Genomic DNA, 14,209 nt, shown 5'->3' with positions numbered 1-14,209 from the left:
AATGGGTGGAGATCTCTTTTTCGATCGGGTTCCCCCGCAGAATCTTGAGGCGGAGCAAGCGGTAATCGGTGCTGTTCTGTTGCAGGATGAAGCGCTCATTACTGCAATGGAACGGGTGAATACCGAAGACTTCTACGATAAAGCGCATCAAATGATTTTTGAGGCGATGGTGCAGCTCGGAGAAGAGAGCCAGCCGATTGATCTTGTTACGCTTACCTCAAGACTGCAGGACAAGGGAGAGCTTGAAGATATTGGCGGTGTTAGCTACTTAGCTAAGCTGGCGCATGCTGTGCCTACTGCGGCCAACGTAGAATACTACGCGCAGATTATTGAAGAAAAGGCTATGCTACGGCGTTTGATTCGTACAGCGACGCAGATCGTGAGCGAGGGTTACACGGGTGGCGAAGATGTTGCCGATATGCTGAGTGATGCAGAACGGCGAATTCTTGAAATCTCTAACCGGCGCAGCGGCAGTGGATTTATCGCAATCCGCGATGTTTTGATGGAAGTATTTGATAAGGTTGAACTCCTTCATCAGAATAAAGATAAGGGCGGCATGTCAGGTATTCCAACGGGATTTGTGGATTTAGACCATATGACTAATGGATTCCAGCGCAATGATTTGATCATTGTTGCAGCCCGTCCTTCTGTAGGTAAGACAGCATTCGCGCTAAATATTGCTCAGAATGTGGCAGTGCGTGCCAAAGAGACGGTTGCCATATTTAGTCTGGAAATGTCTGCACCGCAGCTAGTACAACGGATGATTTGTGCCGAAGCTAATCTGGATGCGAATACTATGCGTACCGGTGACTTCAAGAGTGATGATGATTGGTCGAAGCTGACAATGGGCATTCAATCCCTATCGGAGGCGGAGATTTATATCGATGATACAGCAGGGATTACTGTAACGGATATTCGTGCGAAATGTCGGAGGCTCAAGAAGGAAAAGGGCCTCGGGATGATCGTCATTGACTACTTGCAGCTCATTCAGGGCCGCGGTAAAGGCGGGGAAAACCGGCAACAGGAAGTATCGGATATATCCCGTACACTGAAGCAGATTGCCCGTGAATTGGACGTGCCGGTTATCGCCCTGTCACAGCTTAGCCGGGGTGTAGAGCAGCGTCAGGATAAACGACCAATGATGAGTGACTTGCGTGAATCCGGTTCTATCGAGCAGGATGCCGACATTGTTGCGTTCCTGTATCGTGACGACTATTACAATCAGGACACTGAGAAGAAAAATATTATTGAAATTATTATAGCTAAACAGCGTAATGGTCCCGTTGGGACAGTAGAGCTTGTCTTCCTCAAAAATTTCAACAAGTTCGTTAACTACGAGCGAGCACATGCAGAACCATTTGCTGGTTAACCTGTCATGTATGATATCCGAACGATTGCACATTTCTTTGTGTAATCGTTCGTTTTATTTGACTTTGAAAAAAACGGCTGTTACACTGAGTATTGTCCTTTAGTGGGTAAATCCGCTTGGAGTCCGGAGGGCTACGTACATAAGAATGACGTACAGGGCCCATATTATGAAAAATAATGGTGCTGGCTAGCACCTACGGAGGAATGAACATGTCAACGGTAGTCGTCGTGGGAACACAATGGGGAGACGAAGGTAAAGGGAAAATCACTGACTTTCTAGCGGAAAGTGCAGATGTGGTTGCCCGTTATCAAGGGGGCAATAATGCCGGTCACACGATTCTGATTGACGGTGAGAAGTTTAAGCTCAGCTTAATCCCTTCTGGTGTATTTTATAAAGAAAAGACTTGTGTAATTGGTAACGGGATGGTTATTAATCCAGCTGCCTTGATCCAAGAAATTAATTATATTCACGAGAACGGTTTTGACACTAAGAACTTAGTGATCAGCGACCGGGCTCACGTTATTATGCCTTATCACATGGTACTGGATGCTCTAGAAGAAGACCGCAAGGGTCCGAATAAGATTGGTACAACACGCAAAGGTATCGGTCCTTGTTACATGGATAAGGCTGCGCGTAACGGTATCCGTATTGCTGACCTGATGGACGCTGAGGAATTCGAATTGAGACTCCGTCACTTAATGGAAGAGAAGAACCAAGTGATTACTCAAGTATATGGCGCGGAAGCTCTTAATGTTGAAGAGATCCTGACCCAGTACCTAGAATATGCGGAAGTACTGCGTAACTATGTGACAGACACGTCGGTTATTCTTAATGAAGCTATTGATGCAGACCGCAAAGTATTGTTTGAAGGTGCACAAGGGGTAATGCTTGATATCGATCAAGGTACGTATCCATTTGTAACTTCTTCTAACCCATCTGCAGGTGGAGTATGCATAGGTTCTGGCGTTGGACCTTCCAAGATTAAACAAGTTATCGGGGTTGCTAAAGCCTACACCACTCGTGTTGGAGATGGCCCGTTCCCTACAGAACTGAATGATGCAACTGGAGACTATATCCGTGAAACGGGTCATGAATATGGCACAGTTACTGGACGTGCTCGCCGTGTAGGTTGGTTCGACAGTGTTGTTGTAAGTCACGCTCGTCGTGTAAGTGGAATTACAGGCTTGTCTCTTAACTCGCTGGATGTACTCAGCGGACTTGAGACTGTGAAGATCTGCACAGGCTACAAATACCGTGGTGAAGTAATCACGCATTACCCAGCTAGCCTTAAGATGCTGGCAGAGTGTGAAGCGGTATACGAGGAGCTTCCAGGTTGGAGTGAAGATATTACTTCTGCAAAAACATTGGACGATCTGCCAGCCAATACACGCAGATATGTTGAGCGTGTGTCTGAGCTTACAGGAATTCCGATTGCCATCTTCTCAGTAGGCCGTAACCGTGAGCAGACGAATCAAGTAATACCAATTTATATCTAAGCAACATAGTCATTTATAAGAGGCCTCGAGAGAGGTCTCTTTTTTTATGTTTACTGTTACTCGTATGTTTCCCGCAGCTGGTTCTAGTCAATACTGGAGGTATAGAAAAATATGGATATTATCTACCGGATAGACTAGAACATAGGTGAGAGGAGAGACGAAGATGAAGATTGTGAAGCGTGTACTGGGTGTATGCCTAATTGTAGTACTCGCAAGTACACTTTCAATTCTGACCACGGGCGTGGTTGTAAATGCTTATATTCAATCGGTGCTGGCAAGCTTCGATATTAAAGTGGATAGTCCAGGCCCAGGTTTAGGCGGGATGATCAAGAGTATTATTGGCATGGATAGCCAAACGAACACCACTAAAACGAATAAAGAAGCGACGACAGGCAGTACGGTAAATAAGGATAAAGATAATAGTAAGGATACACCGGCAAAAGAAAAAGGAGAACCTGTGGAGGAAAAAGCACCCGAAGATGCTTTACCGGTTATGGGACAAGCCTCAAATGAGTCCTCTACTAATGAAAACCAGAGTGGAAGTTCAGAGGACCAGAAATTGGTGATGACACCGGAGGCATTAGGTGACTTTAAAGATAATCTCCCTTCAGCGGAGAAGGTAAATATATTCAATATTTTGATGTCCAAACTACCGCAGGATGAGATGCAGAAAATCTCTACGGCGATGGAGGATGGACTAACGGAGGATGAGGTTAAGGAATTACAACAAGTCATTGCCAGATATGTTGATCCTGATGAATACGAGAGCATAATGAAAATGCTTACACCAACTACAGAATCGCTTCAGTAGTTCTAGTAATTGTCAATTTATAGACACAAGAAATAGGTTAAATTTTCATATTTGCGCAAAAAACCCGCATATTTCGTGGGTTTTTTTATATGTGTAAAGTTGAAATTTTTCGCTCAGCTATGGTACATTAGACAAGGATGTCAAAGGGTTAATTTTTTGTAACCAATTGTAACCTTTTGAACGGTCCATTAGAAGCAGGAACTTAGAACTAGGATATGCAGAAATATTCATGGTCGTAATCTATATAATCGAGATCGTATAACTAGCTTGGCCGCTCGTCTCGGATGACAGAGCGGACTGAAAGGGAGAGTTTCATGAAGAGATTTAAGTTCATGCGCCGGATGGGGAAACTGCAGGATAGCCACAAAGCAGAATCCGGGGTAGATGTGCAGAGCCACAATTTCGATCACGACTCCACGCACTTTCATCAAGAAAAAGGTACTCGTAGATTTCGGCGCTCTTGGATTATTGGAGCTGTTGGCCTAGTACTTCTAACCACTGTGTTGGTTGGTGCAGAGAAAAAGTATGTAGCGGCCAATACTGAAACCTACTATCAAGTGTTGGTGAAGGGCGAGGAGATCGGGAAACTTAACGATCAGGCACAGCTTAATCAGCTGTACGATAAGAAGCAACAGGAATATCAGGACAAGTATCCTGATAAAACAATGGTACTTCAGACAGAAGGCATTACAATTAAACAGCAGAAAGCGTATAAGCCTGAAGTTGATAGTGAGGCTACACTTAATAAATTGGATGGTATGCTGAAGGCCTATGCTGTAGGTGTACAATTAATGGTAGATGGCAAGGCTGTTGGTATTGTTAAGGATCAAGAGACCGCAAATGCGGTGCTTGAAGGGGTAAAGAATCACTATGTTCCACAAACTGAAGTAGCAACAGCTAGTAAGCTCACAAGAACAGCGGCCTCAAGTTCAAATGCTGCAAAGACAAAAGCTGCCAAGCAAGTGGAGTCAGTTAAGATTACTGAAGAGGTCTCTATTGTTCCTGTAAAAACAGATCCTAATAAAGTGTTGGATGTGGAGGAAGCAGTCAAGACGCTTACCGAGGGTAAAGAAGCACCGCTTCTCTACACCGTTCAAGAGGGCGATACGATTTCGGGGATTGCCAAACGGTTTGAAATTACACAAAAAGAGATTTATAGTAACAATCCTGATGTGAAAGAGCTAACGTTGAAGATTGGTGATACGCTGAAGCTGAAGGTACCACAGCCAGATGTTACAGTGGTTACTGTAGAGCAAGTGTCAGAGCAGGTAGTTACAGAACCTGAAGTGATCGTGCGTAAAAGCGACCAGTTACCGGCTGGCAAAAGCAAGGTCGTTCGTCCAGGACAAACAGGCCTTAAAGAAATGCAGTATCGGTTAACAAAGAAAAACGGAATGGTTGTACAAGAAGAATGGTTGGGCCAGACCGTTATAAAAGCATCACTACCTGAAGTTGTTTATCGAGGAACGAAGGTTGTTGGAGAAGGAACTGGCATGTTCAGTTGGCCAGTAAGCGGAGCAACCCTTACTAGTAGTTTCGGCGAACGCTGGAGCCGTGCCCATAAGGGGATAGATATGGTATCTGGCAATCGAACCATAAAAGCCTCTGATGCTGGAACTGTAGTCTTTGCAGGTGTGAAGAGTGGATATGGAAATGTGGTTATCGTGGATCACCGTAACGGATACGAGACTTATTACGGTCACTTAAATAGCATCTCAGTCTCTACGGGACAGCGCTTGGAGCAAGGCGCCAAGATTGGCGTAATGGGAAGCACGGGCCGTTCGACGGGTACGCATCTGCATTTTGAAATTCGGAAGAATGGCACTGCAGTAAATCCGATGAAGTATTTGCAATAATTCATACGTTAACCTCAACTGCTCGATGTTAATCGAGCAGTTTTTATTTTTTTTACGATATGTAAATGATGGTAAAGGAATTTCTTTGGCTGAGGTGGACGATTCCTTATTTCGTAGGATGTGACGGTAAGACAGGTATGTTAAAATAAAGGAATGATCTTTAAGTAGGGATAGGAAGGTGAAGCTGAGACATGCAGATGGGAACGATTCTGGTAGTAGACGATGAACAGCCTATTGCTGATATATTGAAGTTTAATTTAGAAAAAGAAGGCTACGAGGTTATTTGTGCTTTTGACGGTAACAGTGCAGTGGAACTGGCATTGTCCAAAAAGCCTGATCTTATGCTGCTTGATCTTATGCTGCCTGGTAAGGACGGGATGGATGTTTGTCGTGAGGTTCGTTCTGCGCACTTGGACATTCCTATCATTATGCTTACTGCCAAAGACGGAGAGATTGATAAGGTGCTTGGCCTGGAGCTTGGTGCGGATGACTATGTAACTAAACCTTTTAGTACACGAGAACTGCTCGCCAGAGTTAAAGCCCAAATGCGGAGACAGCACAAACCGTCACCAACGGGAGTGACGAGTGAGCCTGCAGAGAGCAAGCAGGGGATTTATCATTTTGATCTATTTATTGATACAGATATGTATATGGTATACAAGGGCGGAGAACCGCTTGATTTGACGCATCGTGAATATGAGCTGCTCTATTATATGATCAAACATGCGGGTAAGGTGATGACCCGGGAGCATTTATTGCAGGCTGTGTGGGGATTCGAGTATTTCGGTGATGTGCGGACCGTAGACGTGACGATCCGTCGTCTAAGAGAGAAAATTGAGGAGAATCCCAGCAAGCCGGAATATATTTATACCCGGCGCGGACTTGGCTATTTGATGCATAGCCCTAAAAGCGGAGGACTGTGATGAAATGGTGGTCCTTTTTCCGGACAATTCAGGCCAAGCTTATTATTATTTATGTACTGCTGATTCTGATAGCTATGCAGTTAATCGGAGTCTATTTTGTCAGCTCGATGAAGAACTCGTTAACGGATAATTTCACGAAGGATCTTAAAGCACGTGCTGAGATGCTGTCTATCCTGACTGCTGATAAATTTGGCAGTGAGGCTGGAACGGCGGACGAGGAAACGGCTGTAGAAAGTCTGCGTGGCATGGTCAATAATCTATATATTAACGGGGCCGAGATTCAGGTGCTTGATGCCAGCGGCAAAATTATTACCACCTCCGTACCCTCGCAGAATGACTATGTCGGACAGCGCAATACTCAGACTGTAGTGAATCGTGCTTTGCAGGGGATCAGCGATAATGAAGAATATATTATTGCTGATGATAATGTGCGTAAAAAGGTTGTGGCCAAGCCGGTGCTCTCCGGTGATAAGGTGGTTGGGGCAATCTATATTGCTGCCGACATGAAAGATTTATATGCAACCATGGGCAGGATCAACAGTGTATTCATCTCTGGTTTGCTGTTAGCCTTATCACTGACAGTTGTCTTATGTGTTATTCTTGCACACACCATTACACAACCGATTAAAGAAATGACCAGGCATGCAACAGCTGTTGCAGAGGGCCGTTTCAATCGGAAAATGCCTGTACTGGGCAACGATGAAATTGGACAACTCAGTCAGGCATTCAATTATATGACTGGAAGATTGCGTGAGGCGCTCTCGCAGAATGAGGAGGAGAAGGAGAAGCTCACCTCTATTCTGACGAACATGAGCGATGGCGTGGTAGCCACGGATGAGAATGGCGTAGTGATTCTTATGAACCTTCGGGCAGCACTTATGCTGGGAACAGAAGGTCCATTGCCTGAAGGTGCTCCATTGGACAAGCTGCTAGGTCTTGACTATGAGCAGAGTGGCGCCTTGGCGAAAGGAAACGCACAATCCGCAATGCTTCATCTAACACATATGGGTGGAGAAGATTCTAATATCGTGAGAGTGACGTTTACTCCCATTCATCGCCGTGAAGGTGGGATTGCTGGTACCATTGCTGTGTTACAGGATGTAACTGAGCAAGAAAACCTGGAAGAATCACGCCGAGAATTCGTGGCGAACGTTTCGCATGAGCTAAGAACACCACTTACAACGATTAAGAGCTATGTGGAGGCACTCGATGATGGAGCGCTGGAGGATCCGCAGTTAGCGGTTCGATTTGTTGGGGTTATTCGTAACGAAACCGAGCGTATGATTCGTCTGGTTACAGATCTACTGCATCTTTCGCGACTGGATTCTAAAGAGGCACTTCTCAGAATTCAGCAGACCGATATTACTGAGATGCTAGAGGATGTAGCAGACCGTTTTTCTTTTCAGATTCGGCAGAAACGTATCGATATTAGCACAAGGGTTCGTAGGGATGTCAGCACAGCATGGCTTGATCGGGATCAAATTGATCAAGTGCTGGGGAATCTAGTCTCGAATGCGTTAAAATATACGCCAGAAGGCGGTACGATTGAATTGGAAGCCTTGAAGAATGAGGATGGAATGCTCTCCATTTCTGTACGTGATTCCGGGATTGGTATTCCGAAGAAAGACATCGAGCGGATCTTCGAACGCTTTTATCGGGTGGATAAGGCACGTTCACGGAATATGGGAGGCACCGGACTCGGTCTTTCCATTGCCCGGGAAATTGTGAAAGCACATGGAGGCTCTATTTCCCTGCAATCCGAGCTTAATGAAGGCTCCAAGGTAACCTTTACGCTACCTCTGAATGAGCAAAGGGGGAGTGAGGCATGAAGGAGAGATTGAAATCATGGATTCTAGCTTTGCTCGTGGTGGGAAGTCTTGTTGAGAGTTATTATTTGATTTACCGGCTGCCTGGTGCAGACTCTGCGGTACTCTCCGAGAATCTATATGTGAAGACGGATAATATGGGACCAGAAGAAAAGGTCGAGAACCTATTGTACCCTGACAAAATGATCATCCATATGGGCGATAACAAGCATACGCTTTTTTATCCAGACTCAACGTTCTATAGCTTAATTATGAATCGGTTAAAAGGTCGTGGATTTGAAAGCTTCCAGCGGCACTCGGTACAGGATTATGACTGGGATAAGATTCGTAGTGAGAATCCGGGGATTGAGCTTTCGTTCGGATCCGGCATTCCGGTAACGTTACTACAGCGGGTTATGCAGTTGTCACCTGATTCCCTGTTTGAAGGAGAAAGCATCGATCGCATTTGGATCTATAACATTAAGAATGACTCTAAAGCGCATGCCATTTTCTTCAGTACGAGAGGCGACATTATATATGAAGCGGCAAAAGCCGATTTAACCGTTCAAGACGTGCAGCAGCATGTGGATTTCGGCAAAAACTGGACGCCTTACAAGGCAGTAGACGGTGATTATTATGTGCCAGACAGCAAGATTTCTCTAGTTCAGGTTGAGATGCCTTCAGGCATGTATACCATAGAACAAATGCAGAGTAATCTTTTCTTCGATGTTGGAAGTACTAGATATATTCGCGAGAAAAACGGATCGGAGATTTATACGGACAGCAAACGCAGTCTTCAGGTCGATAAGGAACGGAATTGGATGAGCTATAGTGATCCAGCCGCACTTCCAGCTGGAGACAGTACACCTGCCAAGGATGCGCTTGAAGCTGTGGAATTTGTGAACCAGCATGGTGGATGGAACGGAACCTATCGTCTTGAAGCTACCGAGGAGGGGAGACAGGAGAGAAAGGTCTCTTTTCAACAATACTATGGCTCCTACCCATATGGCTCCTATCCGATCATGAGTAATTCGCAGCTACAGTATGGCGTAATTAATCTGGAATTGCAGCAGGGAACCGTATCCTCTTATGAACGCTCATTAATCTATATTGAGGAGAGTAAAGCAGTGAAGAAAATCGTAGAGCTATCTGGAGGCGCGGAGCTGGAGAATCAATTGTCGTTAGTCAGCAAAACTTCGGGAGTGAAGGATTTGACGCCTGCGTATGTACCTGTAGTGAAAGATGAGAAGCTGCAACTGCTCCCAGTCTGGAAGGTAACGCTTATTGATGGCAGTGTTCTTACTTTAAACTAATTACAAGTTGTTCATATAACATTTAGGAGGTAAGGGTATGGATTGGGGAAGAGCCAAAAATGTACTAATTTGCGCCTTTTTAGGTCTGAATCTGCTGCTTTGTTATCAGCTGTGGATTGATTTGCGCGATCAGGTTAGTGCCAATCTCGATTTCACTTCCCTATCTGAAGAAACCCAAGCGGTGATGGAGCAAAAAGGGATTCGTGTGTTGTGTCCGATTCCTGCGTCTACCCCGCAGCTTCCTAATATAACTTATCGATATTCTGCTGAAGAGCAGAATGAGCCACCTATTAAATTAGATGTTCCTATAGATAGTAAGCTGATCTATTCTTCATTCTCTGACCTTAGCAAGGCGCTTGAGAGTCAAATTCCCGACATCGCCAATTATCGCTTCGATTCACAAGAAAGTGAAGTTGGGAAATTTGTTCTTCACCCGCTAGTTCAGAATCAGTGGTCGTTATTCCGAGTTAGACTAGAGTTGATTAATAGTGATCAGAAGATTGTAGCTTACCGCTCGCCGAAGATTGAGATTGGGGCAAGCAGTAGTGATAAGGAACAGAAGGTACTGCCGGCATCACAAGCGCTTAGTAGTTTGATTGAAAAATATTTTCCGGCAGACTCTGTAGTGAAGGAGATTGAACTTGGTTATTATGGTGAGCTGTTCAACTCCGAAAGTCAGGTAGCGTCGCCGATGTGGCGGTTCATGCTGGAGAACGGCAATGCCTATTATGTGGATGCTATTAGTGCGGACATCATCAGTCCGAAGACAACAGATTAGAAGGAGTAAGGAAAATGGGGATTTCATTTACAGTATTGTCCAGTGGTTCTACCGGAAATGTTACGGTGGTACGGAACGGGGATACAACACTTATGATTGACGCAGGTCTGAGTGCCAAGCGGATCGATGAGCTGTTAGCCATGCGCGAGTTAACGGGTAATGATATAGACGGGATTCTAGTTACGCACGAGCATTCCGATCATATCAAGGGACTCGGGGCAATGGCCCGTAAATACGATCTTCCGATTTATGCAAACACCAATACCTGGGGTGCTATAGAGAAAGGCATTGGCAAAATACCGGACTATAACCGAATCATTATGGAGTCGGGGCAGCATAGGGATTTTGGCAGTCTGCGAGTAGAGTCGTTTGCGATTTCTCATGATGCGGCGGAACCGGTGGGTTACAATTTTTATGATGGAAAAGAGAAGCTGTGTGTAGCTACGGACCTTGGGTATGTTAGCGACAAGGTAAGAGATGCGATTTCAGATGCAGACGTATTGGTGCTGGAAGCGAATCATGATATTGAAATGCTGAGGATGGGACGTTATCCGTGGAATACGAAACGACGTATACTTGGCGATATGGGTCACCTGTCTAATGAAGCAGCTGGAGCAGCACTTAGTGAGATTCTCACAGGACGGACCAAGCGTACCTATTTAGCGCATTTAAGCCGGGATCATAATATGATGGATTTGGCTAAAATGTCGGTACGTTGCGCAATGGAGGATCGGGGTTGTTTCTTCAAGGATAGTGAGTTTAAGCTTTGTGATACGTATTATGATCAGCCTACGCCATGGGATAAGTTGAGCCAGTTGTCATAAGCTGATCAAGCTCGGCGGTTTTTTGTTCTAATTCTTGGCGGGAGATCAGGCCTTTATCGATCATTAATTCGATCATAGCACTGAAGGCAAGGGTCATATGATAGTGTTCATCCTTTAAATCACCAAGTTTACCGATAAACTCAACCAGATCCATACTTGTAGAAAAAGAATTCATAATTATACCTCCTTATATAGTAAAAACAAAATTGGAGTTGTAAAAAATTCGCAGACCTTTTACCTCAGGAAAATCACGAATTGAGGGTTGCCTGTGATACAATTGTAGACATAATGAGCAAAACCTAAAATTAAGGAACATTTCTATTATTGTAGTCTTTTAAGTTGCAAAATATTCCTAATAGAGAAGATATATTGAAAGATTCTAATATTCTTTCGATTAACTGAAACTATTGTGGGGTTAATGGATAAAGTGAAACCTTTTAGTGATTGTGAGAGTCTAAAAGTATGCAGTAATATGTGCTGAAATATAAGAACATAAGTGTTTTGCATCTAAGGTTCTTGTATGTCTTGTAATTCTCGCATAAATGCGTTTCGTTCTATTAAGGACGGCACAGGCGTTTATGCTTGGGATGTGATTGCTAGGTTCAAGTTTTAGAGACTGTGGACGCTTGGCAATAGAAGGGGGAGATTTTCGGTGGGATTGTTTGATGACGATTTCTATTCAACTAAAGTATCACGGTCCAGAGGGGATGAAGCATCAAAGGGATCATTTGCAAACCGCAAGCATTCTGTGCGAAGATCACGCAAGGGTTTATCCACTTGGCAAATATCCGCCGTCTGCTCCTTAATCAGTGCTGTGGTAGCAGTGTTCTTATTCAGTGTGCTTACTGGACAAATGAGTCATGAAACTGCCCCTAAGTCGGTAGCAACAACTGGGGAGGTTACTCCAAGCAGTGATCCGTTTGACCGTATCATTCAAGCTGCTGCTACGGTTCGTCCTGCAGTAGTAAGTATTATCAATCATAAGGAAGATAATAAAGAATTGAACATTCTGGATGAGTCAGCATTAGGCTCTGGAGTGATTTATAAAAAGGTAGATAATAAAGCATTTATTATTACTAATAACCATGTTATCGAAGACTCCGGCAATCTTGAGGTCGTAACAGTAGATGGTGAGACACGTAAAGCTACACTTGTTGGCACGGATAAAGTGAGTGATATCGCAGTTCTTTCTATTGATGCTAAGGGTATCAATACGATCGCACAGCTAGGAGATTCCTCCAAGCTTCGCCTAGGTGAAACAGTGATTGCCATTGGTAACCCTTTAGGACTTGGAGACACATTGACCTCAGGGATTGTCAGCTATACTGAACGGAAGGTTCCTGTATCCTTAAATCAGGACGGCGTATATGACTGGGAGCAAGAGGTCATTCAGACCGATGCGGCGATTAATGAAGGTAATAGCGGCGGAGCACTTGTGGATCTGGATGGTAAAGTCATCGGTATTAACACGATGAAAATCTCCGATGCAGGTGTAGAGGGTCTAGGGTTTGCAATTCCAGCTAACCATGTGATAGATACCGCAAATGAACTGGCTGAAAAAGGGCGTATTGCCCGGTCCTACTTAGGTGTATATTCCGTAGATTTAAATAATCCTTACGTTCCTCTTGCAGAGGATCAACGTAAGGAACTGAACCTACCGAATAATGTTAAGGATGGGGTAGTCGTTCTGGATGCTGTTGGACCTGCAAAGGAAGCCGGAATACAATTTAATGATGTAATTACAAAGTTTAATGATGAGCCTATTACATCCACACTTTCCCTTCGCAAGTATTTATATAATCAAACGAAGATTGGCGAGGATCTGAAGATCACCTATTACCGAAATGGGAAGGTCAATCAGACGACAGTTAAACTTCTTGAAAAACCAGAGGAATAATATACTGAAAGTCGGCATATAATGATATAGCAGTAATGACAAGTAGAGCGGACTACCCCTTCAGTTGTGAAGGTAGACCTTCCTGAAATAGCGATACTTTGTATCGCTATCGGGGATTTGTTTCTTCTAAAGATTTGATAAATATGGCAATTATAAGCTGATTTAATGAATTTTGGGCCGACTGGCAACCCTTACATTGGAAGGTAATACTTATTAGGGTAGAACCGGATAAATCCGGATGCCAGCTTGCCTTTGCTAATCAGGTGTGGTAATATGATATCAATCATACATTTAGTCCCTAATTTTCGCATTGAAAAGGGCTGTTATATTTGGCAATACAACCTTTTTCAATGTGTGAATTTTTTCTTTGTTTGAAGATAAAAAGAACATATTAATTTAAATTTGTGGAGGTAACACACATGCAAACAGGTACAGTTAAATGGTTCAACGCAGAAAAAGGATTCGGATTTATCGAAGTTGAAGGCGGAAGCGACGTATTCGTTCACTTCAGCGCAATCACTGGCGACGGCTTCAAAACTTTGGACGAAGGCCAACGCGTTGAATTCAACGTTGTTCAAGGCAACCGTGGACCACAAGCCGAAAACGTTGTAAAACTGTAATAATAGAAGAAACCGTCCCAGCTTTTTGAAAGTTGGGACGGTCTTTTTATATCTAGTTAGTCACTATTGACTTACAGGATGGGAGGAACGGCAATGAACTACCGGAAGAAACCTTTGGAAGAAATACCGGAAGAAAATACCGCGATTTGGGCGTGTACCAATGATGGATGCAACGGATGGATGAGGGATAATTTCGCATTTGAACATGCGCCTTCTTGCCGTCTATGTGACTCTCCAATGGTTCGCAGCACGAAGATGCTACCACAATTGCTTAATTCGAATGGCGATCTCAAATCGCTGAAGAAGGGTATTTCCATTACCTAACCAATGCCTTTATGAGTCAAGCTTGTTATAGAGCAGTGAACAACTTCAAGACGGTTAAACCGTCTTATTTTTTTTGCTTTTTTTATGGTAAATTGTGATTTTTGTCACAAATCATTTGAATTTTACCGTTAAATACACCTCTTTGTGTGACATTAATCACAAAAAGACGTTTAAATTTTTGACACAATATAAT

General features: G+C 43.9%; 13 protein-coding genes. 12 read left to right on the top strand and 1 reads right to left on the bottom strand.

Translation table 11 applies throughout. The annotated features are described in order from the left end of the window. Position 1 precedes the first annotated feature (1 nt). From dnaB to R50345_RS29795, 9 genes are all read left to right on the top strand, one after another. A complete protein-coding gene (gene dnaB / locus R50345_RS29835; protein WP_042131710.1) occupies positions 2–1,369 on the top strand; it encodes a replicative DNA helicase in 1,368 nt (455 codons plus the stop codon). A 209-nt stretch (positions 1,370–1,578) separates the two neighbouring features. Then, a complete protein-coding gene (locus R50345_RS29830) occupies positions 1,579–2,865 on the top strand; it encodes an adenylosuccinate synthase (protein ID WP_042131709.1) in 1,287 nt (428 codons plus the stop codon). 163 nt (positions 2,866–3,028) lie between these two features. Next, on the top strand, positions 3,029–3,676 hold the full coding sequence (locus tag R50345_RS29825) for a hypothetical protein (protein ID WP_042131708.1): 648 nt from the start codon (positions 3,029–3,031) through the stop codon (positions 3,674–3,676). A 314-nt stretch (positions 3,677–3,990) separates the two neighbouring features. Beyond that, on the top strand, positions 3,991–5,532 hold the full coding sequence (locus R50345_RS29820; RefSeq protein ID WP_052414782.1) for a M23 family metallopeptidase: 1,542 nt from the start codon (positions 3,991–3,993) through the stop codon (positions 5,530–5,532). A 191-nt stretch (positions 5,533–5,723) separates the two neighbouring features. Then, a complete protein-coding gene (gene yycF / locus R50345_RS29815; protein WP_042131706.1) occupies positions 5,724–6,455 on the top strand; it encodes a response regulator YycF in 732 nt (243 codons plus the stop codon). Continuing rightward, on the top strand, positions 6,455–8,284 hold the full coding sequence (walK, locus tag R50345_RS29810) for a cell wall metabolism sensor histidine kinase WalK (protein ID WP_042131705.1): 1,830 nt from the start codon (positions 6,455–6,457) through the stop codon (positions 8,282–8,284). Before yycF ends, walK begins: the two co-directional genes overlap by 1 nt. After that, positions 8,281–9,573 carry a YycH family regulatory protein gene (locus R50345_RS29805; protein WP_042131704.1) on the top strand — a complete coding sequence of 431 codons (1,293 nt, stop codon included), beginning with the start codon at positions 8,281–8,283 and terminating at the stop codon, positions 9,571–9,573. The genes walK and R50345_RS29805 overlap by 4 nt, the downstream gene beginning before the upstream one ends. A gap of 37 nt (positions 9,574–9,610) precedes the next feature. Continuing rightward, on the top strand, positions 9,611–10,351 hold the full coding sequence (yycI, locus tag R50345_RS29800) for a two-component system regulatory protein YycI (protein ID WP_042131702.1): 741 nt from the start codon (positions 9,611–9,613) through the stop codon (positions 10,349–10,351). Positions 10,352–10,365: 14 nt separating this feature from the next. Continuing rightward, entirely contained in the window at positions 10,366–11,175 is an 810-nt protein-coding gene (locus R50345_RS29795) for an MBL fold metallo-hydrolase (protein WP_042131701.1), read from the top strand. On the opposite strand, the gene R50345_RS29790 is transcribed toward R50345_RS29795, so the two are convergent. Beyond that, a complete protein-coding gene (locus tag R50345_RS29790) occupies positions 11,141–11,350 on the bottom strand; it encodes a hypothetical protein (protein WP_042131700.1) in 210 nt (69 codons plus the stop codon). The genes R50345_RS29795 and R50345_RS29790 overlap by 35 nt on opposite strands. Positions 11,351–11,827: 477 nt before the next feature. Between R50345_RS29790 and R50345_RS29785 the strand changes: the two genes are divergently transcribed. The 3 genes from R50345_RS29785 (at position 11,828) to R50345_RS29775 (ending at position 14,016) form a co-directional block, all read left to right on the top strand. Further along, positions 11,828–13,072 (top strand): S1C family serine protease, encoded by a 1,245-nt coding sequence (locus R50345_RS29785; protein ID WP_042131699.1) that lies wholly within the window; start codon positions 11,828–11,830, stop codon positions 13,070–13,072. Between the two features lie 419 nt (positions 13,073–13,491). Beyond that, entirely contained in the window at positions 13,492–13,692 is a 201-nt protein-coding gene (locus R50345_RS29780; protein ID WP_019914582.1) for a cold-shock protein, read from the top strand. A gap of 93 nt (positions 13,693–13,785) precedes the next feature. Beyond that, on the top strand, positions 13,786–14,016 hold the full coding sequence (locus tag R50345_RS29775; RefSeq protein ID WP_042131698.1) for a cold-shock protein: 231 nt from the start codon (positions 13,786–13,788) through the stop codon (positions 14,014–14,016). The last annotated feature ends 193 nt before the right edge of the window (positions 14,017–14,209 follow it).

Source organism: Paenibacillus sp. FSL R5-0345 (genome assembly GCF_000758585.1).
In the GTDB taxonomy this organism is placed as follows: domain Bacteria; phylum Bacillota; class Bacilli; order Paenibacillales; family Paenibacillaceae; genus Paenibacillus_AQ.
This window is presented reverse-complemented; position numbering and strand designations above follow the sequence as displayed.

What these genes read in the sequence shown, in the direction of transcription:
- R50345_RS29825 (WP_042131708.1), top strand. Translation starts at nt 3,029, where the DNA reads ATGAAGATTGTGAAGCGTGTACTGGGTGTATGCCTAATTGTAGTACTC.
- R50345_RS29830 (WP_042131709.1), top strand. Translation starts at nt 1,579, where the DNA reads ATGTCAACGGTAGTCGTCGTGGGAACACAATGGGGAGACGAAGGTAAA.
- dnaB (WP_042131710.1), top strand. Translation starts at nt 2, where the DNA reads ATGGGTGGAGATCTCTTTTTCGATCGGGTTCCCCCGCAGAATCTTGAG.
- yycF (WP_042131706.1), top strand. Translation starts at nt 5,724, where the DNA reads ATGCAGATGGGAACGATTCTGGTAGTAGACGATGAACAGCCTATTGCT.
- R50345_RS29780 (WP_019914582.1), top strand. Translation starts at nt 13,492, where the DNA reads ATGCAAACAGGTACAGTTAAATGGTTCAACGCAGAAAAAGGATTCGGA.
- walK (WP_042131705.1), top strand. Translation starts at nt 6,455, where the DNA reads ATGAAATGGTGGTCCTTTTTCCGGACAATTCAGGCCAAGCTTATTATT.
- R50345_RS29790 (WP_042131700.1), bottom strand. Translation starts at nt 11,350, where the DNA reads ATGAATTCTTTTTCTACAAGTATGGATCTGGTTGAGTTTATCGGTAAA.
- R50345_RS29775 (WP_042131698.1), top strand. Translation starts at nt 13,786, where the DNA reads ATGAACTACCGGAAGAAACCTTTGGAAGAAATACCGGAAGAAAATACC.
- R50345_RS29805 (WP_042131704.1), top strand. Translation starts at nt 8,281, where the DNA reads ATGAAGGAGAGATTGAAATCATGGATTCTAGCTTTGCTCGTGGTGGGA.
- R50345_RS29795 (WP_042131701.1), top strand. Translation starts at nt 10,366, where the DNA reads ATGGGGATTTCATTTACAGTATTGTCCAGTGGTTCTACCGGAAATGTT.
- yycI (WP_042131702.1), top strand. Translation starts at nt 9,611, where the DNA reads ATGGATTGGGGAAGAGCCAAAAATGTACTAATTTGCGCCTTTTTAGGT.
- R50345_RS29820 (WP_052414782.1), top strand. Translation starts at nt 3,991, where the DNA reads ATGAAGAGATTTAAGTTCATGCGCCGGATGGGGAAACTGCAGGATAGC.